Source organism: Staphylococcus arlettae (genome assembly GCF_002902345.1).
Classification (GTDB): Bacteria; Bacillota; Bacilli; order Staphylococcales; family Staphylococcaceae; genus Staphylococcus; species Staphylococcus arlettae.
Genome location: NZ_PPQB01000023.1, coordinates 1 through 18,944 on the forward strand (window position 1 = coordinate 1; position 18,944 = coordinate 18,944).

Sequence of the window (18,944 nt, forward strand, 5' to 3'; positions counted from 1 at the left end):
AATCTGATTTTGAAAAAATGATTTTGTCGTCCCACCCCGGCAAGGATGACTAGCATTGAAAAAAGCTTGGTTTAAAGCGCATTTTCAATACAGTCAGCTACTGCCAAAATGAAAAAAGGTTGGGACAAATTGATATTATCCCAACCTTTTTTTACTGTAGTTGTTCAATGGTTTGAAAACCAATTAGCGTTTAAGCGGCTAAATTATCCAATTACGACGACGCTTGATGATTGCATTGCAATGTTATTTAGTATATACATCTTGATATGCTTCGTTTTTTTCAATGACATTTTGTGCAAATGGACATGTTGCAGATACAGTTAAATTATTGTCTCGTGCATAGTCGACGACAGCTTTCACTAATTTTGAACCGAGTCCTTGTCCGCCTAATTCTTTTGGTACACCAGTGTGATCAATATCTATTTGATTAGGACTTACTTCTGTAAAAGTGATTTCTGCTTGGCGATTGTCTTCGTTCTCTCCGACATAAAATTTATTATGACCTTGTTTAATTTCCGTCATATTAAGACCCCCAGTTTTTTAACTTATAATACTTATATCACTAAGTTATATTTTAAAACATAGATAAGTATAATAAAAAATAGAGATTACATAGTATAAATAATTTTCATTGAAATATTGTGAAAATAAGTTTATAGTTTTAACGGAATAATTTCGTTTTGGAGGCGCAAATGTGAAAAAATCTTTGTTAATTATAGCGGTTATAGTGTTTAGTGTCACCTTAACAGCATGTAATCAAAATACAAAACAACAGTATAAAGTAAGTACTTCGAACAAACTCGAAATATACACTACAGTGTTTGCATTTCAAAGCTTTGCCAAAGATATTGGTGGAAAATATGTAAATGTACAAAGTTTATATCCTCCAGGTGCAGATACACATAGTTATGAGCCCACGCAACGTAATATGATTGATATCGCGAAAAGTGACTTGTTTATTTATTCTAGTGAAGATATGGACCCTGTAGCGAAAAAAATTGCGAGTTCTATTACTAACGAACAATTGAAATTACCTGTAGCGGATGCAATTAATCATGAGGAGTTATTGGCTACTGGCGATCACAACCACGAACATGGAGATGAACATAAACACGAGCATGAAGAAGAAGCAGGTAAAGATCCACATGTTTGGTTAGACCCTAAATTAAATAAACAATTTACTAAAACTATTAAAGATGAATTAGTAGCTAAAGATCCTAAGCATAGTGCGTATTATGAGAAAAATTACCGTAAGCTCAACAAAGATATTGATCAAATTGATCGTCAATTAAAAACGATTACGACAAATCCTAAAAGAGACACTGTTATAATATCCCATGATTCTATAGGTTATTTGGCACGACGTTACAATTTTAATCAGGTCGGCGTTACAGGAATGAATAATGAAGATCCAAGTCAACAAGAATTAATGGAAATCATCAAGCATGTAAAAGAAACACAACAACCATATTTGCTTTATGAGCAAAACATTTCTTCGAAAATTACCGATGTGATTAAAAAAGAAACAAACACTACACCTGTACCATTTAACAACTTAACTACATTAGCACCAGAAGATAAGGATAATAATAATGTGAGCTATCAATCTATTATGCATCAAAATATTGATTCTTTAGACAAAGCATTGAATAACTAAATTAAAGCAGCAGGAACAAAATATTTGTTCTTGCTGCTTTTTTATATTTTATGATGTAGTTGGATTAGTTAGGAATTTTAATCATAACGAATATACGACACTGTCGTATTATAATATTCTTCAAAACCATGAACACCATCAGCGCCACCCAAGCCTGATTCTCGCCATCCTGCATGGAATCCATTAACAGCTTCTTCTGCTTCGCAGTTAGCGTACACTTCACCAAATTTCAGCAATTCTGATGCACGCATCACTTCTTGGAGATTCTCTGAAAAAATGTATGAAGACAGTCCGGCATTTGTATCATTAGCTAAATTAATAACTTCATGAAAATCATCATAAGTCATGATAGGTAGTACTGGTCCAAAAATTTCATTAGTAAAAGCTGCATGTTCGGGTTGTACTTTATCTAAAATAGTAGGTGCATAGTAGTAGCCATCTCTATTTAAAATTTCACCACCAAGTACCAATTGGGCACCTTCTTGAATAGATTGTTGCACGGTATTATGAATGTGATCTAATTGTTTTTGGTTAATAATAGCTCCTAAATCGGTTTGTTCATCAAATGGATCACCAACTGTTAATTGTTCCATTTTAGCTTTCAATTTAGAAAGAAATTCATCATGCACTTGTTCATGAACAAAAATACGTTCCGGACATGTACAAACTTGACCGGCATTATTAATACGAGCAGTGACAATATAATCAACTGCTTTATCTAAATCTGCATCTGCAGTAACGATTGCAGGGGCATTACCACCTAATTCCAAATTCACTTTTTTAACATTACTGGCACTAGCTTCATATACTGATTTACCAGCACGCATACTTCCAGTTAGAGAAATGAGTTGAATATCTGGATGTTTAGCTAACTGTGTACCTACAGTTTCACCAGTTCCGGGAATAATTTGAATAAGACCAGCAGGAATAGCAGATTGAATAAATAATTCAGCTAATTTAAGAGTGATTAGAGAAGTTTCTTCACTAGGTTTAATTATCACCGAACAACCTGTAATTATAGCCGGTATGACTTTACGCATAAGTACCATAATCGGGGCATTCCATGGCACTATACCAGCAGTAACACCGATAGGCTTTTTCGTTAAGTGAATCAGTTCATTGTCACGATTGCTCTGTAGCACCTCACCCTTATTTTGCATACTTAGACTGGACATATAATCTATAAATTTAATGGATTTATGAATTTCACCAAGTGCTGAAGATAAAAGCTTACCTTGTTCTTTCACGTATAATTCAGCTAATTCATTTTTATTATTTTCTAATAAAGGAATGAGCATTTTAACATGTTCTGCACGTGTTGGTTGAGGAACTTTTTCCCATTCTAGTTGTGCTTCTTGTGATTTTGCGACTGCAATATTAACATCGTTTTCGTTTGCAAAAGTAATGGTATCAAACACTTGACCGGTAGCAGGATTTACCACATCCATCGTTTCTGTTGATTCGCTAGCAATAAATTCATTATTGATAAATAGTTGATTCATCTTAAACACCTCCACAGTATATAAGTACCACATGATGAAGTACAAAAAACTGTGAAAAGTAATATGCATATATTTAGTAATTTATTAATGGAAGAGAAGAGGGAAATATTTCAGTATATTTTTTATACTTAAATGGTTGACTTTTTAAAATAACGATTATATAATTATCTCGAATTCGAAATAAAATGAAAGTTGGTGATGAGATGGATAGAACAAAGTCATCTATGAATGCATTTATTGGATTAAATAGAACTTTAGATTATTTGGAAAAAATAGTGCGCGAAGATGTGAAGCAATACGGATTAAATATTACAGAATTTGCGGTACTAGAATTACTTTATAATAAAGGTGATCAACCTATTCAACGCATTCGAGAACGTGTACTTATAGCTAGTAGTAGTATTAGCTACGTTGTTGATAAGCTAGAGGAAAAAGGGTGTGTGACCCGTATTAGAAATCAACAGGATAAACGTATAATCAATGCTTCATTGACACAACAAGGGCGTCGCATTATGGATGAGATCTTTCCGAAACATGCTGAGACCATCCAATCAACATTTTCAATCTTAACAGACGAAGAATTACAAACATTGCAAAATACACTCAAAAAGTTAAGTGCTCCTACAAATAATAAGTAGGTAGCAAAATTTTTTCACAAAAACAATCTCGATTTCGAGATAAAAACTAAGAAAGAAGGATTTATTATGACAAACAATTCATTATTAGGTATTCATCACGTTACAGCAATTACAGATGACGCAGAACGTAACTATAAATTTTTTACTGATGTATTAGGTATGAGACTTGTGAAGAAAACAGTAAACCAAGATGATATATACACGTACCACACATTCTTTGCAGATGATGTTGGATCCGCAGGAACAGATATGACATTTTTTGATTTTCCTAATGTACCTAAAGGTATTGGAGGTACAAACTCAATTAGTAGACCGTCATTCCGTGTGCCAAATGATGAAGCATTAAGTTATTATGCACAGCGTTTTGATGAATTTGGTGTGAAACACGACGGTGTACAAAGTCTATTTGATAAAAAAGTACTACCATTTGAAGAAGCGGATGGACAATTATATCAATTAGTTTCCGATGAGAATAACAAAGGTGTAGCACCTGGTATACCTTGGGAAAATGGTCCAGTGCCGACAGATAAAGCAATTTATGGATTAGGACCTATTGAAATTACTGTAAGTTATTTTGAGGATTTCAAAAAAATCTTAGAAAATGTTTATGGTATGCAAACAATTGTTGAAGAAACTGACGTTGCACTATTAAATGTAGGTGAAGGTGGCAATGGTGGACAAGTCATTTTAAGAAAAGATACTGAAACACCAGAAGCTAGACAAGGATATGGTGAAGTACATCACGTTTCATTTAGAGTGAAAGATCATGATGCTATTCAAGCATGGCACGACAAATATACAGAATTAGGTATTGGTAACTCAGGTTTAGTAGATCGTTTTTATTTTGAAGCACTTTATGCACGCATTGGTCATATATTGATCGAAGTATCTACAGACGGTCCAGGATTTATGGGTGACGAGCCATATGAAACATTAGGTGAAGCATTATCATTACCACCGTTTTTAGAAAATCAACGTGACTATATTGAATCAGAAATTCGTCCATTTAACACTAAACGTAATCATGATAAATAAAAGGAGGGCTTGATTTGGAAGCAATTAAACACATTCATCATATATCAGCTATCGTAGGTAATCCAGAAGAGAATATTCGTTTTTATAGAGATATTTTAAATTTAAAACTAATCAAAAAAACAGTGAATTTTGATGATCCAGGGACTTACCATTTATATTTTTCAAATAACTCAGTAGCTAATGGTACGATACTAACCTTTTTCAATTGGCCAAACCATGTAAAAGGTCAAGTAGGTGCAGGCCAAGTTGAGACTATTGCTTTTAGAATACCCCAAGGTACTATGGATCTTTGGGAACAGCACTTAAATAATCATGCTATTACGACTAAACGCAATCAACTCTTTGATCAGGAAACACTCGTGTTTAAAGATACACATGATTTGCCTTTAGCACTTGTGGAGAGTGAAACGACGAGTGATAATCATGACATTATAGGCTTTCATGGTGTCACTATGTTATCTAGTAATCCGGTACAAACTATAGCTACATTAACAAATGATATGGGTCTTTCAGAAGTCAATGACAGCAATGTATCAGTACACTTGACGACTGCAGGCGAATGGCAACATCACGTTATAGTACACAAAACCACTCCAGAAAAGCGAGTACGTTGGGGCACAGGTGTCGTACACCACATAGCTTGGTCTATGCCAACAAACGAAACACAACTTGCGTGGCGTGAACAGTTGAGTAACAAAGGCTATCATTTAACTGAAGTTAAAGATCGTAATTATTTTAATGCAGTGTATATGAAAGAACATGGTGATATTATTTTTGAATTTGCTACAGATGGTCCTGGATTTACAGTAGATGAACCATTCGATGAATTAGGTACTCATCTCATGTTACCGCCACAATATGAAGAACGTAGAGAAGAATTATTAAAAATATTACCACCTATTAATATTTAAAATTAATTAAAGGAGAGATAGGAATGGAACACATTTTTAAGCAAGGACAACCTGATGCACCAACATTTATTTTATTACATGGCACAGGCGGGGACGAAAATGATTTATTACCATTAGCACAAGTGCTGAACCCAGACTATAATGTGTTAAGTATCCGAGGGGAAGTATCTGAAAATGGTATGAACCGTTTTTTTAAACGCCACGGAGAAGGACAATATGATGTAGAAGATTTAAATTATCGTACAGATCGTATATTGGCATTTCTGTCAGAAGCTGCTGAAAAATATGAATTTGATTTAAGCAAAGCAGTGCCAGTTGGTTTTTCAAATGGTTCTAATATTGCTATCAGTATGATGCTACGAGAAAATACTACATTTAAGAAGGCGTTATTGTATGCACCACTATATCCAATAGAAATAACAACAAATAAAGATTTTAGTGATGCTCAAATTTTACTGTCAATGGGTGAAAATGATCCGATTGTACCTTTAGCTGAAAGTAAAAGAGTGATTGATATCTTCAGTTCTCGTGGTGCAGATGTGACAACAGTATGGGTCAATAGTCATGAATTAACTCAGTCGGGTGTTGTTGCTGGTCAAGAAGTATTAAATAACTAAAACAGTGTATAGATAACATATAACAGTTCAAACTGAAGTTGTGTCATCGATGCAGATAAATGATTAAGTTGATTTATCTAAACGATGTAGCGCAACTTCAGTTTTTTTGATGTCAGGTGTGGTATAGAGAGATTGTAATGGCTGGTACTAAACTGACATTACGAAGAGGATAAATATAAAACTAAATGAGTGCATTGTTGATTATTGTTTGATAATATAGCACCTTGTCCGTATAAAAATGAGGAGGCACGTAATATGTCGTTATTGCATTTGCCGTTAATGCTAGTGATTGTAATATTTTTGGCATTAGGTATTTTTAGTCAATGGCTAGCAAGTAGAATTAAATGGCCATCAATCGTTGTTATGGCAATTGTTGGCTTGTTAGTAGGGCCGATATTTGGGTTAATCAATCCTCAAGAAAGTTTGGGGCAAGATGTTTTTAGCTCACTTGTCTCACTTGCTGTTGCTATTATCTTATTTGAAGGTAGTAGTAATTTAGACTTTCGTGAAATTAAATATATATCAAAAGCTGTCATACGTATTATTACAATAGGTGCGATTCTTGCTTGGATATTAGGAACACTAGCATTACATTATATATTAGATTTTTCATTAGTTATTTCATTAGTGCTAGGTGGTCTATTTTTAATCACAGGACCTACTGTGATTCAACCGTTATTGAAACAAGCGAAAGTGCATAAAAACGTCGATTCTATTTTACGTTGGGAAAGTATAATATTAGACCCAATTGGGCCGATGATAGCATTAGGCGCATTTTATGTTTTTGATCTTGTACAACAAGGCTTTAATATAACTATTTTATTTAAATTCTTATTGAGCTTTTTAATCGCTATTGTTATTGGATTTGCTGCTTCTTATCTATTTATGTGGTTAATTAAAAAGGATTTAATTCCACAAAATTTGATGCCGTCGATTCAATTAATATTTATTCTATTAATATTTGCAATCTGTGATGAAATATTACCTGAGTCAGGGTTGCTTGCGGTTACTATTTTTGGATTGATGATGGCACGAATGAAACGTCATGATTTGATTTTTCAGGAATCTGATCACTTTATTGAAAATACATCTTCCATTATGGTATCGACCGTATTTATATTAATTACATCTTCGTTAACACTTGAGGTGTTAACACAATTAATCTCTTGGAAGCTATTTATATTTTGTGTAGCAATGATTTTAATTGTACGTCCAATTTCTATATTATTTGCAACTATTAATACAGAAATTTCGAAGCGGGAACGCGCGATGGTATCAATGATGGCTCCAAGAGGGATTGTGGTACTCACAGTGGCACAATTTTTCGCAGGGCTATTTATTGAACAAAAAGCACCATTAGCTGAATTAATTACACCTGTAACTTTTGGTTTAGTATTTGTTACTGTAGTTATATATGGTTTCAGTTTCTTACCAATTAGTAAATTAATGAGAGTCTCTAGTGTAGAACCTCCAGGCGTTATTATAGTAGGTGAAAGTGAGTTTGCGTATCATTTAGGAGCTAAATTACGAGAACATCAAATACCAGTTATGACTTTTAATTTATTTTCAAATAATAAATCACGTGCGCAAGAATTAGGTTTCGAAATATTTGAAGGAAACCTCCTATCTAGTAATGATCGTATTTACTCTGATTTATCGCGATACCATACTTGTTTATTAATGACACAATCCTTTGTATTTAACAGCTTAGCATTTAATGAACTCGTGCCCGAATTTGGATTGAAAAACGTAGATATGATGCCTGTATCATTTAATAGTGAACAAGCAAGGCGTAATGTAGAAGGCCCCATTAAAAATCATATCTTATTTGATGATCAAATGACTTCACGATGGTTTAATAACTACATTACTAAATATAATATTTTAGAAATACCTGCAAATCAAAAAGCAACTTTAACCCCAAATGACATGGTGTTATATCATATTAGTGACTCACGTGTTGTTACATTTAAACGTCATCATTCAAAACCATTAGAAACTAATGACGGTGTTATTGGTTATTTAAAAGATGCGTATAACAACCAAAATTTATAAAGAAAAAGCCTAGAACATGTGTTATGTTTCAGGATTAGACTGTCGACAAAGTCTCTGACTTTGTTGGCAGTTTTTTATGCACGCTTTCCGCGGGCACTGCCTTAGCCAGTAGTCTGCGGCTAGTGCTATTCCCGCAGGAGTCGGCAAAAACCACTGCCAATATTATAAGATCTAAATTAAACAATGGTTGTGATTATTATGTTGAATAAACTAATTGATAAATGAGATTAACATAAATCATTTCTATCTCTGGATTATTTACTAATCATCTTATATAAAATAAGTCGATGCCATATTGGATTTATACTATATTTAAAACTGTTGATAAAGTCTCTGACTTTGTTGGCAGTTTTTTGCACCGGCAAAAACCACTGCCAATATTATAAATATTATAGCAACATCTTATAATATATGATTAAACAATAGTGGTTATTATGCAGGCAAACATTGCCAAAAAATTTTGATGATGCAAAAATAAACCCTTCACATTAATTTGCGAAGGGTTTGTTTATGTTGCAGGCTTATTTAATATAAGTGAAATGATGCTTGTAGCATAAGTTGAATATAGTAATTTTGAAGTTATTTAGTCTAAAAATCGATCATGCATAAGTTCTTTTAAAATGATGATTTTCTCTTGTAATTCTTGACCGGAATTGGTATCTCTAATTTTTTTACGTTCCAATTCTTTATCGACCACTCGGCGTGTTGATAGTTCATCCTCACCATTTAATAAAACGTTATCTTTCGAATTGAAATGTTGATGGGCGACTAATTGCATACCGAATGAATTGTACAATAAGGTATAACCTGCGATGCCGGTTGTCGATTGATAGGCTTTAGAGAAGCCCCCATCAATGACAATCATCTTACCATCAGCTTTGATTGGATTTTCACCATCTATTTCTTTAACAGGTGTATGCCCATTAATAATATGTCCAGTTTCAGGGTTTAAACCAAAATCTTTCAACATTTTTTTACACATATCAATATCTTCACGTAAGTAATAATATGGATTTTTAGTTTCCTTATGTGCAGCCTTATCAGCAATGAAATAACGTTCAAATGTTGTCATTGCACGTTTTCCAAATAATGAAGAATATTTACCAGTCCATAAATACCAAACTAAATCAGTAGCTAAATCATCATGGCGGTCTTTATGGTCAAAAGCTTCACGCACATAGTTTTCAAAATGATCGAGTAAATCGCGGCCGTAATGTTTTACACCATCAATAGTCATAGCTTCCATTTCTCCATCTTGATCAACAGGAATACAACCATGAATTAGTAAATTGCCATTATAAGGTAAATACAACGTACCTTTTTGCATTAAGAAAGTCATATGACGTTTTAGTTTTTCTGATTGTTGAACTGACAATAATAATTTATCCATTACATCTGCTTCTTCATCTGTTAAGCGATTTGGGTCTTCTGGGTCTACCGTTTGGAAGCAAGTATTTGTTAATGGATATGTTTTACCGTACAGAGTTGCTGTATTTTTATCAAAATCAATGCTCTCTAGTACAAGACGTTCTTCCATTTCAAAGTCAGGACGGCGTTTAATAATCGGTGCTTCCAATTTGAATTGGATTATCGCAATAGCTTGGTGCAATTTGGTTAGTTGTGCGAGTTCTAATTGTGAAGCTTGTTCCCCGTCAGCGACTTTGTTTTTGGGATAAAAGGCTTTATTATCCCCGCTATAGTATTTTTCAGCTAAAGTTAGTAAAGGTCGTAAATTGATGCCGTACGCATCTTCGATAATGTTCAAGTTATCGTAACGCGCACAAATACGTAGTAAATTTGCTAAACAAACTTTAGATCCTGCGTAAGCACCCATCCATAGCACATCATGATTACCCCATTGTACGTCTACAGAAGGGTAGTTAATCAATGTTTCCATAATTTTATCTGGTTCTGGTCCACGATCATAAATATCTCCAACAACATGTAAGTGATCAACGACTAAATGTTGCACTGTGAATGATAACCCAATAATTAAATCATCTGATTGTTCTAACTCAATAATTTGGTTAATTAACGTATCGTAATATGATTTTTTGTTGTTGTATTTATTACTTTTATATAGTAACTCTTCAATAATAAACACGTAATTTTTAGGTAATGATTTTCTTAACTTGGTGCGTGTATATTTGGAAGATGCGTATGTAATGAGCTTGATTAAACGGCTGATGGCTGTGATATACCATTCATTTAATTCACTTTTGGAATTAAAGCTATTTTTGATAAGTTTTAATTTTTCTTCAGGATAATATACTAACGCAGCAAAATCATTAATCTCTTTGCGTGTTAATGTATCTTGAAAGATATCATTAATTTTAGATCGAACATTGCCTGAGCCATTTCTTAACACATGTTGGAACGCATGGAATTCGCCATGCAAGTCACTGACAAAATGTTCTGTTCCTTTAGGTAACTCTAAAATAGATTCTAAGTTAATAATTTCCGTAGCTAATGCAGCTTTTGTCTGAAATCGCTCAGACAATAAATCTAAATACCTACTTCTTACACTTTGTTCTGACGCTTTTCTCATATGAATTTGTCACTCCAGTTGTATTATTGTAATTATTTTAACATGTTTGTAAAACGCTTACACTATGTCTACATTATTTTATTTTCTACTCTACCATTATATGATGAATAATTAATATTTTCTAAAAAATGAACTGCTTTTAATATTTAGTATGAGTTAGTGGATAAATGTGATTCAAATGAGTAGTTAAAGCTTAATCATCTGATGTTACTCAAATATAAAAAATCGTGTATTTACATATAAGTTTTTATAAAAAAGTAAATTTCATATTTACAAAAAAGTTATTAAACACCATTAGTGTATAAATACACATTTTATTATTGTGGGTTATAAATGCTGTTATATCAATGTTTATAGCGTTGTCAGATGCGTTAGTAATAAAAATTTACACAAGAATTTGCAAAAAGCACTTTAAAATTATCGATATTTTTGTATAATAAATGCATGTAACAAAATTATGAATTAAGGGAGTTAATATCATGCTAACATTGGGAAGTACTTTGTCGAGTCAGGTTAATCCTGATTGGCAGACCTATATTATGCTTGCCTTGTATTTTATTATTCTTCTAATAATAGGATATTATGGTTATAAAAAAGCAACTGGCAATATTAGTGAGTATATGCTCGGGGGCAGAAGTATTGGACCATATGTGACCGCATTATCTGCAGGGGCATCAGATATGAGTGGTTGGATGATTATGGGACTACCTGGAGAAGTTTATACTACTGGACTTTCTGCAGCATGGCTTGCAATTGGCCTAACGATTGGAGCATACATAAATTATATTGTAGTAGCGCCTAGACTACGTGTATATACTGAAAAGGCTGGAGACGCAATTACGTTGCCTGACTTTTTCAAGAATCGTTTAAATGATAAAGCAAACGTGATTAAGATTATTTCCGGTGCTATCATTGTTATATTTTTTACATTATACACACACTCAGGTATGGTTTCTGGCGGAAAGTTATTTGATAGCGCATTTGGTTTAGACTATCACTTAGGTTTAATTTTAGTTGCAATAATTGTTATTGCTTATACATTTTTTGGTGGCTATTTAGCTGTATCATTAACAGACTTTTTCCAAGGGGTAATTATGTTAATCGCTATGGTTATGGTACCAATCGTAACAATGATGCAACTAAATGGTTTAGACACATTGTCTCAAGCAGCTGAACTTAAGCCCACCAATTTAGATTTATTTAAAGGTACTACAGTGATTGGTATTATTTCGTTTTTTGCATGGGGACTAGGATATTTTGGTCAACCGCATATTATTGTTCGTTTTATGTCAATCAAGTCTGTAAAACAACTCGCTACAGCTAGACGCTTTGGAATTGGTTGGATGGCAATTAGTTTATTAGGAGCAGTTGGGGTTGGTTTAGTAGGTATCACATTCATTAACCAACAAAATGTGGAACTACAAGATCCGGAAACATTATTTATTTTAATGAGTCAAGTTTTATTCCATCCGTTAGTAGGGGGGTTCCTATTAGCAGCAATTTTGGCAGCTATAATGAGTACGATTTCTTCTCAATTACTTGTTACATCTAGTTCTTTAACCGAAGATTTCTACAAGCTTATTCGTGGAGAGGAAGCAGCCAAAAAACACGAAAAAGAATTTGTGTTTGTAGGTAGAATGTCTGTTATCTTAGTATCGATTGTGTCTATAGCAATTGCATGGTCACCGAATGATACAATTTTAAATTTGGTTGGTAATGCATGGGCAGGTTTTGGTGCCTCATTTGGACCTTTAGTTCTATTATCGTTATATTGGAAAGGTTTGAGCCGTACTGGTGCAGTTTCAGGTATGTTATCAGGAGCTGTCGTTGTAATATTATGGATTGTCTTTGTTAAGCCACTTGGCGCAACAAATGATTTCTTTAATTTATACGAAATCGTACCTGGTTTCTTAACAAGTTTAATTGTTACAGTTGTGGTGAGTATGTTCACGAAAAAACCTGATTTAGATGTTGCAGCAGAACTGAAAGAAGTAAGTGATATAGTAAAAAATGCCAAATAGAAGGCACAGAAACTTATGCTGATTCATAAGGTGTCTTTTATTTTATAACAGTGCATTTAAGGGGTTAAATCACTGTTAAACAATGGGAGAAATATAAAAATAGATCGTGTCTAGGATAGCAAAAAGGGGCTTCATCCTAGAAGAAAAATTAAAACAAGCGTGTTAGCCAGTAAAGGCTGACACGCTTTTTAATTCTTTGTGCTTTCGGTATTACGCTTTTTGTAAAAGGTGAAGATAATGGAGATTACTGCAATAATAATGATAATATACATGACATATGAATAAGTATGTAATCCATTCATTAATACATCCCAACTGCCACTTAACATTTTGCCTAAGTAAATTAAAGCAAGATTCCAAATCGTTGTCCCTATAAGGGATAGTGTAATAAATTTGAAAACATTCATTTTATTGATCCCAGCAGGAATAGTAATCAACACACGTAAAACTGGGATAAATCTACAAATAAAAACTGCCCAAGCACCATATTTCGTAAACCATTGATTTGCTTTTTCCACATCTTTACCTTTCAATTTTAACCACTTTCCGTAGTTATCTACAAAGCGATATAACCATGCTTCAGATACTAATCTACTTATAAAGTATAAAATGAGTAGACCAACAAATGAGGCAAGTGTAGAAATAATAAATAACAATGACAGAGAAAGCTCTGATTTAACTGTCATTAAACCTGCAAAAGTTAAAATAATTTCAGAAGGGATAAATGGTAAAACATTTTCTAGCAATATTAAAATAGTAATGGCTAAATATCCCCATGAGCTAATAAAATCTGTCAATAGATGTTCCATAATAGTGTTTTAAGACTCCTTTGTAATTGTAAACATTATAGCTTTAAAAAAGTACATCCATATTATAAGGTATTTTACTATAATGACCTAATAATATCTCAATATTTTGCAACAAGCGATATAATAGCAAGAATTATTATTCATCCAAAAATGTTTAGGAAATTTCAAAAAAACGTTGTAAACGCTTACAATTTGTGCTAATATCGATTCATGATAATAAACAATAGGTCATATGATGAGTGTGGCTTTGGTAGAAAGTTGGGACATTATGAAGGAAAAAAGGAGTAATATTAGATGGTACTTTGCGCTAGCATTTTTCGTAATAGGTGTTATCGCATACATAGATAGATCAAACATTTCAATTATAGCAGGTCCTATGATGAAAGACTTAGGAATGAATAAAACACAATTTGGATTACTCGCGTCGCTGTTTTCTTTAGGATATGCATTGATGCAAGTTCCTTCTGGTTTTTTAGCTGAAAAGTTTGGCCCGAGAAAAATGCTTACAATAGCATTAGTATGGTGGAGTGCTTTTACCATTTTGACAGGTGTTGTTAAGAATCACGGTATGCTTTATGCAGTTCGTTTCTTATTTGGTGTTGGTGAAGCACCGATGTATCCGTCAAATGCAGTATTTAATTCTTTCTGGTTTGGTAAAGGGGAAAAGGGTCGTGCTTCTAGTATGCTATTAGCAGGTTCATATTTTGGACCAGTTATAGCGCCGGTTATAACAATCGCGATAGTAACCGCGTTTGGTTGGGAAGCAGTCTTCTATATCTTTGGTTTTATAGGCTTTGTAATTGCAATTCTTTGGGCAGTGATAGCTAAAGATTTACCTGAACAACACAAAATGGTTAATGAAGCTGAAAAACGTTTTATTATGGAAAACCGTGATGTAGTATCGACTGAAAAGAGTGTTGCACCGTGGAATATCTTTTTAAAAAGAGGCGGATTCTATGCGATAGCAGCACAATACTTTGTAGTTCAGTTTGTTATTGGGCTTTTCTTGATTTGGTTGCCTACATATTTAACGGAGCAACATGGTGTGAAATTAGAAGATTTAGGATTTGTTGCAGGTGCACCATGGTTTGTTATGTTCATACTAATTATTCTAGGTGGCATCATTTCAGATAAAATTTTACAACAAGGCACTTCGAAATTTATGGCGCGTGGTGTAATAGCTATTTTTGGCTTTGTAGTATTTTGTATTTCTTTAATCTTCGCATTAAAAACTGATGATTTATATGTGAATGTCTTTTGGTTATCGTTATGTTTAGGTGGTATAGGTATGTCTATGGGTATGAGTTGGGCAGCAGCTACAGATTTAGGACGTAACTTCGCAGGTACTGTTTCAGGTTGGATGAATTTATGGGGCAATATTGGTGCATTACTGAGCCCATTACTTGCAGGTTTCTTGGCGGACCGAATTGGTTGGACTATGACATTACAACTCATTATTATCCCAGTTGTGTTTGCAATTATTATGTGGTTCTTTGTTAAACCAGATAAGCCATTAACTAAAAGTTAAGTTCAATGAGTTGAAAATAGTATAAAATGCGAATATACTTAATAAGTATTATTCTATTACCTTTGGAGGCTGCATTTTATGATAATTATCAATGCAATAATGAAAGTACAATCAGAGTACAGAGAACAATATTTAACATTAGTTCAGCCGTTGATTCAAGCAGCGAACGCAGAAGAAGGCTCATTATATTATGAACATTTTGAAAAGACAGATGAGCCAAATACGTTTGTAATGATTGAACATTATAAAGACCAAGCAGCAGTAGAAGCGCATAATGCTTCAGAGCACTTTAAAACATTCTTTGGACAAGTGAGTGAGCTATTAAGCGCAAAACCTGATATTGTGGTGGCTCAGCCAATTCAATAACAAAAAGATTTGTCCAGTAATTAAATACGATTAATTTAAGTAGCGAAACTATAATAACGTGATAATCGTTATTATAGTTTCGTGCTTTTTATTGATGGAATGAAATAAGAAACATTCATAACACGCAATAGAGTAGCAGTAGAGACACACCATAATATTCACTTCGTTACTCAGAAACATGGAAGTTGTGAGATTGTAAATATGTTGTGTATAATATAATGAAAAGTTGTTTTAAATCAACCGATGTTAAACATAATAGTTAAGTTTATTTACCCAAGGAGGTAATGATAATGTTATATCAACATGGAACATTAGGAACATTAATGGCAGGCATGTTGGAAGGCACTGCTACAATTAATTCTATTTTAGAGCATGGAGATTTGGGTATTGGTACCTTGTCTGGTTCAGACGGTGAAGTTATTATTTTAGATGGCACTGCCTATCATGCGAATGAATATAATGAATTTCGTACTTTAACAGGAACAGAACTGACACCATTTGCTACAGTTACACCATTCAAACCTGATATACAATTCACAACACATATTATTACAGATGATGAGACGTTATTAGATGAAGTGCTAGCCAAGGTGGGCAGTAAAAACATCTTTAATGCTGTTAAAATTACCGGTACTTTTGAAATTATGCATGTGCGCATGATGCCTCAACAACAACCTCCATACACTCGTTTAATTGAATCAGCTAAAGTACAACCTGAATTTACCAAAGAACAAATTACTGGCACTATAGTTGGCTTTTATTCCCCTCAATTGTTCCACGGTATTGCAGCAAGTGGTTTTCATTTACATTTTATTAATGATGATAAAACATTTGGTGGACATGTACTAAACTTTGAATTAAATAAGGGAACAATTGAAGTAAGTAAAATTGAAACATTAGAGCAACATTTCCCAGTAAATAATGAGGCTTTTTTGACAACAGATATTGATTACGCAAATATTGACGAAGATATTAGAGAAACAGAGTAACCCACTGTGAGGAGCGTACAATCATAAATGTACTTAATGTTTTTTAGACGCTTAGATAAACTAGGTGTCTTTTTTTGTTGAATCTATATCTAAAAAAATAAAGTTAAAAGTGATAGAATTAATAACGTGACTGAATTAAAATAATTGCTAATTCCTGTGAATTTGAAACATGATAAGACATAATACTTCTGTATAATAGCAATTAATTAAATGAATGTGTAACTCTCAAAGCGCAATATACTTAAACGTAATTTATGTAAAAACAAAATAATATAGGAGATGAAAGACATTGTTGAATTACTTACAATCGCTGATGCGCTTTAATACCATGAAAATTGATATTGGCAAAGGCTTACGCCAAGCTATATTAATGTTTATTCCATTAATGATTGGTTATCTAGTAGATTATTTTTCCATTGGTTTACTGATAGCTACAGGTACCTTAGCGCATATTTATGTATTTGGTGGCTCAGTTCGATCTAAGTTACGAATTGTCCTATTAACAACCTGTGGACTTTCTATAGCTATGGTTCTAGGTTCGTTAACGGTCAATCAACCATTGATTTTTGGAGGATTATTATTAGCTGTTACTGTTATTCCATATTACATTTTCAGTGCGCTCAATATTCCAGGGCCATCTTCTACTTTCTTTATCGTTGCATTTAGCTTGCCGATTAATTTACCTTATGCGCCGGAAGAAGCCTTAACAAGAGGGGTAGCCATGTTTATCGGGGGCTTGTTAGCTACGGTTGTTGTAGTTATTACTATTATACTAACTAAAGAATCTGCTGAATCGACTGCAATAAAAAGCGACTATAAAATGATAAAGACATTAATTCATAGTTTTAATGATCGTGATGCATTTGGAACAGTTTCACCGAAAGCAGTTGTATCATTTCGCTATACCGACAATCAGCTCATAACAGCGAGTGGTAAAAAGTCAAAAGAATCGTCAAAATTTCAGCGTATCTTATTGTTGCACACGTTAGCACAAGGTATTTACTCTGAATTACTAGAACTTAATGGTAAAGATAGCCGTCCTTTACCTAATGAAATTAAAGAAATGGCAGATTATATTATTGATATGGTGTTATCTGATGGTAAAACGGATGCTAAGTGGTCCAAAGAAATTGCAGTAGCTTCAGAATACCAAAACCTTGTTGACTACATATTTAAAGTTGACGAAATCATAAATGCTAATGCTGATCGTGTAGAGCATGAAGTAGATATACGCGTTTCTATCTATGGGCAACGTATAATTGAAAATTTAACTTTAGATTCTTATGTTTTCCGAAATACATTACGCTATACAATTATTATGGCGATAGCCGTATTTGTAGCATTAATGTTTGATTTTGATAAAGCTTACTGGATTCCATTAAGTGCACACACAGTTCTGATCGGTGCCACAACAGTACATAGTTTTGAACGTGCAGGCTCAAGAAGTATTGGTACAATTATTGGTGTGTTAATACTATCATTAATTCTATTAAGTACACCGCCTATCCCTGTCGCTATCATCTTATTGACATTAGCTGCTGGGGTAACTGAAATTTTCGTAGGCGCTAACTATTCTTTCGCAGTTATTTTTATAACAATTCAAGTTATCTTATTAAATGGACTAGCATCCAACCATTTGACCATTTTAATTGCTTTACCACGTATTATCGATGTCATTGTAGGTGTGGTAATAGCAGTCATTGGTTTGTTAATCTTAGGTCGCAAAACAGCGTCATCTATGTTACCTGAAACCATTGCTGATGTTGTCAGAGATGAAGCAAAAGTGTTTCACTATTTATTTTCCGAAAATGGCTATCATTCTGTGAAGCAAGATAAAAAGGAAATGGTATTACTCAGTGTGAAATTAAATAATATGATTCAAGTGTATAATAGTGCAAATGGAGAAGTTGCTACTAATAAAAAACGCGTACGTTATCATTATCCAAGTATATATGCTTTAGAAGAGATTAGTTTTATGCTAAAAAGAGCATTAAATAATGCCCAAAGAGAACATATAGATGATCTGAAAATGGGGAAATACCTAGTGATTTTTGAAAATATTGCAAAGCATTTTGAAACAGGTAAGCATATTGAAAAGCAACATTTACCAGAATTACCGCAGTATGTTTATATACAAACAGCATTAAACAATATTCAAAATAATTGTGCAGAATCACGGGAATCCATTTCCTCAATCGAAACTAAATAAACTAAAAAGTGGAACAGAACTATGTAAATGTCATGGTTCTGTTTTTTACTGCTGATATT

At 33.4% G+C, this 18,944-nt stretch carries 15 protein-coding genes; 11 read left to right on the forward strand and 4 right to left on the reverse strand.

Features of this window, described 5'->3' with window-relative positions; genetic code table 11:
- Positions 1-243: 243 nt before the first annotated feature.
- Positions 244-522: a GNAT family N-acetyltransferase gene (locus CD036_RS11445; protein ID WP_002509877.1), complete on the reverse strand. Its 279-nt coding sequence runs from the start codon at positions 520-522 to the stop codon at positions 244-246.
- 172 nt (positions 523-694) lie between these two features.
- Between CD036_RS11445 and CD036_RS11450 the strand changes: the two genes are divergently transcribed.
- Positions 695-1,657 (forward strand): metal ABC transporter solute-binding protein, Zn/Mn family, encoded by a 963-nt coding sequence (locus CD036_RS11450; protein WP_103388723.1) that lies wholly within the window; start codon positions 695-697, stop codon positions 1,655-1,657.
- 77 nt (positions 1,658-1,734) lie between these two features.
- Here CD036_RS11450 and aldA read toward each other — a convergent pair whose 3' ends face one another.
- The gene (gene aldA / locus CD036_RS11455) at positions 1,735-3,159 is read right to left on the reverse strand and encodes an aldehyde dehydrogenase (protein ID WP_167867831.1); all 1,425 of its coding nucleotides are present in this window, start codon (positions 3,157-3,159) and stop codon (positions 1,735-1,737) included.
- Between the two features lie 203 nt (positions 3,160-3,362).
- Here aldA and CD036_RS11460 point away from each other — a divergent pair, with 203 nt between their 5' ends.
- From CD036_RS11460 to CD036_RS11480, 5 genes are all read left to right on the forward strand, one after another.
- On the forward strand, positions 3,363-3,797 hold the full coding sequence (locus tag CD036_RS11460; protein WP_002509880.1) for a MarR family winged helix-turn-helix transcriptional regulator: 435 nt from the start codon (positions 3,363-3,365) through the stop codon (positions 3,795-3,797).
- Positions 3,798-3,863: 66 nt separating this feature from the next.
- Positions 3,864-4,832: a ring-cleaving dioxygenase MhqE gene (gene mhqE / locus CD036_RS11465; protein WP_103388725.1), complete on the forward strand. Its 969-nt coding sequence runs from the start codon at positions 3,864-3,866 to the stop codon at positions 4,830-4,832.
- 14 nt (positions 4,833-4,846) lie between these two features.
- Positions 4,847-5,743 (forward strand): ring-cleaving dioxygenase, encoded by an 897-nt coding sequence (locus tag CD036_RS11470; RefSeq protein ID WP_002509882.1) that lies wholly within the window; start codon positions 4,847-4,849, stop codon positions 5,741-5,743.
- Positions 5,744-5,766: 23 nt separating this feature from the next.
- Positions 5,767-6,360: a methylhydroquinone degradation carboxylesterase MhqD gene (gene mhqD, locus CD036_RS11475; RefSeq protein WP_021459772.1), complete on the forward strand. Its 594-nt coding sequence runs from the start codon at positions 5,767-5,769 to the stop codon at positions 6,358-6,360.
- 255 nt (positions 6,361-6,615) lie between these two features.
- Positions 6,616-8,415, forward strand: a complete 1,800-nt coding sequence (locus CD036_RS11480) for a cation:proton antiporter (protein WP_103388726.1) — start codon at positions 6,616-6,618, stop codon at positions 8,413-8,415.
- A gap of 583 nt (positions 8,416-8,998) precedes the next feature.
- Here CD036_RS11480 and CD036_RS11485 read toward each other — a convergent pair.
- On the reverse strand, positions 8,999-10,963 hold the full coding sequence (locus tag CD036_RS11485; RefSeq protein WP_021459770.1) for a fructose-1,6-bisphosphatase: 1,965 nt from the start codon (positions 10,961-10,963) through the stop codon (positions 8,999-9,001).
- A gap of 479 nt (positions 10,964-11,442) precedes the next feature.
- Between CD036_RS11485 and putP the strand changes: the two genes are divergently transcribed.
- On the forward strand, positions 11,443-12,984 hold the full coding sequence (gene putP, locus CD036_RS11490; protein WP_103388727.1) for a sodium/proline symporter PutP: 1,542 nt from the start codon (positions 11,443-11,445) through the stop codon (positions 12,982-12,984).
- Positions 12,985-13,172: 188 nt separating this feature from the next.
- Here putP and uptA read toward each other — a convergent pair whose 3' ends face one another.
- Positions 13,173-13,793, reverse strand: a complete 621-nt coding sequence (uptA, locus tag CD036_RS11495) for an undecaprenyl phosphate transporter UptA (protein WP_103388728.1) — start codon at positions 13,791-13,793, stop codon at positions 13,173-13,175.
- Positions 13,794-14,061: 268 nt separating this feature from the next.
- On the opposite strand from uptA, the gene CD036_RS11500 reads away from it, so the two are divergent.
- The 4 genes from CD036_RS11500 to CD036_RS11515 all read left to right on the forward strand — a co-directional run bounded on the left by CD036_RS11500 (position 14,062) and on the right by CD036_RS11515 (position 18,885).
- Entirely contained in the window at positions 14,062-15,321 is a 1,260-nt protein-coding gene (locus CD036_RS11500) for a pyruvate MFS transporter (RefSeq protein ID WP_031266809.1), read from the forward strand.
- A gap of 78 nt (positions 15,322-15,399) precedes the next feature.
- Positions 15,400-15,687 carry a putative quinol monooxygenase gene (locus tag CD036_RS11505; RefSeq protein WP_002510555.1) on the forward strand — a complete coding sequence of 96 codons (288 nt, stop codon included), beginning with the start codon at positions 15,400-15,402 and terminating at the stop codon, positions 15,685-15,687.
- 290 nt (positions 15,688-15,977) lie between these two features.
- On the forward strand, positions 15,978-16,676 hold the full coding sequence (gene budA, locus CD036_RS11510) for an acetolactate decarboxylase (RefSeq protein ID WP_002510556.1): 699 nt from the start codon (positions 15,978-15,980) through the stop codon (positions 16,674-16,676).
- A gap of 289 nt (positions 16,677-16,965) precedes the next feature.
- Positions 16,966-18,885, forward strand: coding sequence for an FUSC family protein (locus CD036_RS11515; protein ID WP_103388729.1), 1,920 nt, complete (start codon positions 16,966-16,968; stop codon positions 18,883-18,885).
- Positions 18,886-18,944: the final 59 nt, after the last annotated feature.

What these genes read in the sequence shown, in the direction of transcription:
- CD036_RS11445 (WP_002509877.1), bottom strand. Translation starts at nt 522, where the DNA reads ATGACGGAAATTAAACAAGGTCATAATAAATTTTATGTCGGAGAGAAC.
- aldA (WP_167867831.1), bottom strand. Translation starts at nt 3,159, where the DNA reads ATGAATCAACTATTTATCAATAATGAATTTATTGCTAGCGAATCAACA.
- CD036_RS11460 (WP_002509880.1), top strand. Translation starts at nt 3,363, where the DNA reads ATGGATAGAACAAAGTCATCTATGAATGCATTTATTGGATTAAATAGA.
- mhqE (WP_103388725.1), top strand. Translation starts at nt 3,864, where the DNA reads ATGACAAACAATTCATTATTAGGTATTCATCACGTTACAGCAATTACA.
- mhqD (WP_021459772.1), top strand. Translation starts at nt 5,767, where the DNA reads ATGGAACACATTTTTAAGCAAGGACAACCTGATGCACCAACATTTATT.
- CD036_RS11480 (WP_103388726.1), top strand. Translation starts at nt 6,616, where the DNA reads ATGTCGTTATTGCATTTGCCGTTAATGCTAGTGATTGTAATATTTTTG.
- CD036_RS11485 (WP_021459770.1), bottom strand. Translation starts at nt 10,963, where the DNA reads ATGAGAAAAGCGTCAGAACAAAGTGTAAGAAGTAGGTATTTAGATTTA.
- putP (WP_103388727.1), top strand. Translation starts at nt 11,443, where the DNA reads ATGCTAACATTGGGAAGTACTTTGTCGAGTCAGGTTAATCCTGATTGG.
- uptA (WP_103388728.1), bottom strand. Translation starts at nt 13,793, where the DNA reads ATGGAACATCTATTGACAGATTTTATTAGCTCATGGGGATATTTAGCC.
- CD036_RS11500 (WP_031266809.1), top strand. Translation starts at nt 14,062, where the DNA reads ATGAAGGAAAAAAGGAGTAATATTAGATGGTACTTTGCGCTAGCATTT.
- CD036_RS11505 (WP_002510555.1), top strand. Translation starts at nt 15,400, where the DNA reads ATGATAATTATCAATGCAATAATGAAAGTACAATCAGAGTACAGAGAA.
- budA (WP_002510556.1), top strand. Translation starts at nt 15,978, where the DNA reads ATGTTATATCAACATGGAACATTAGGAACATTAATGGCAGGCATGTTG.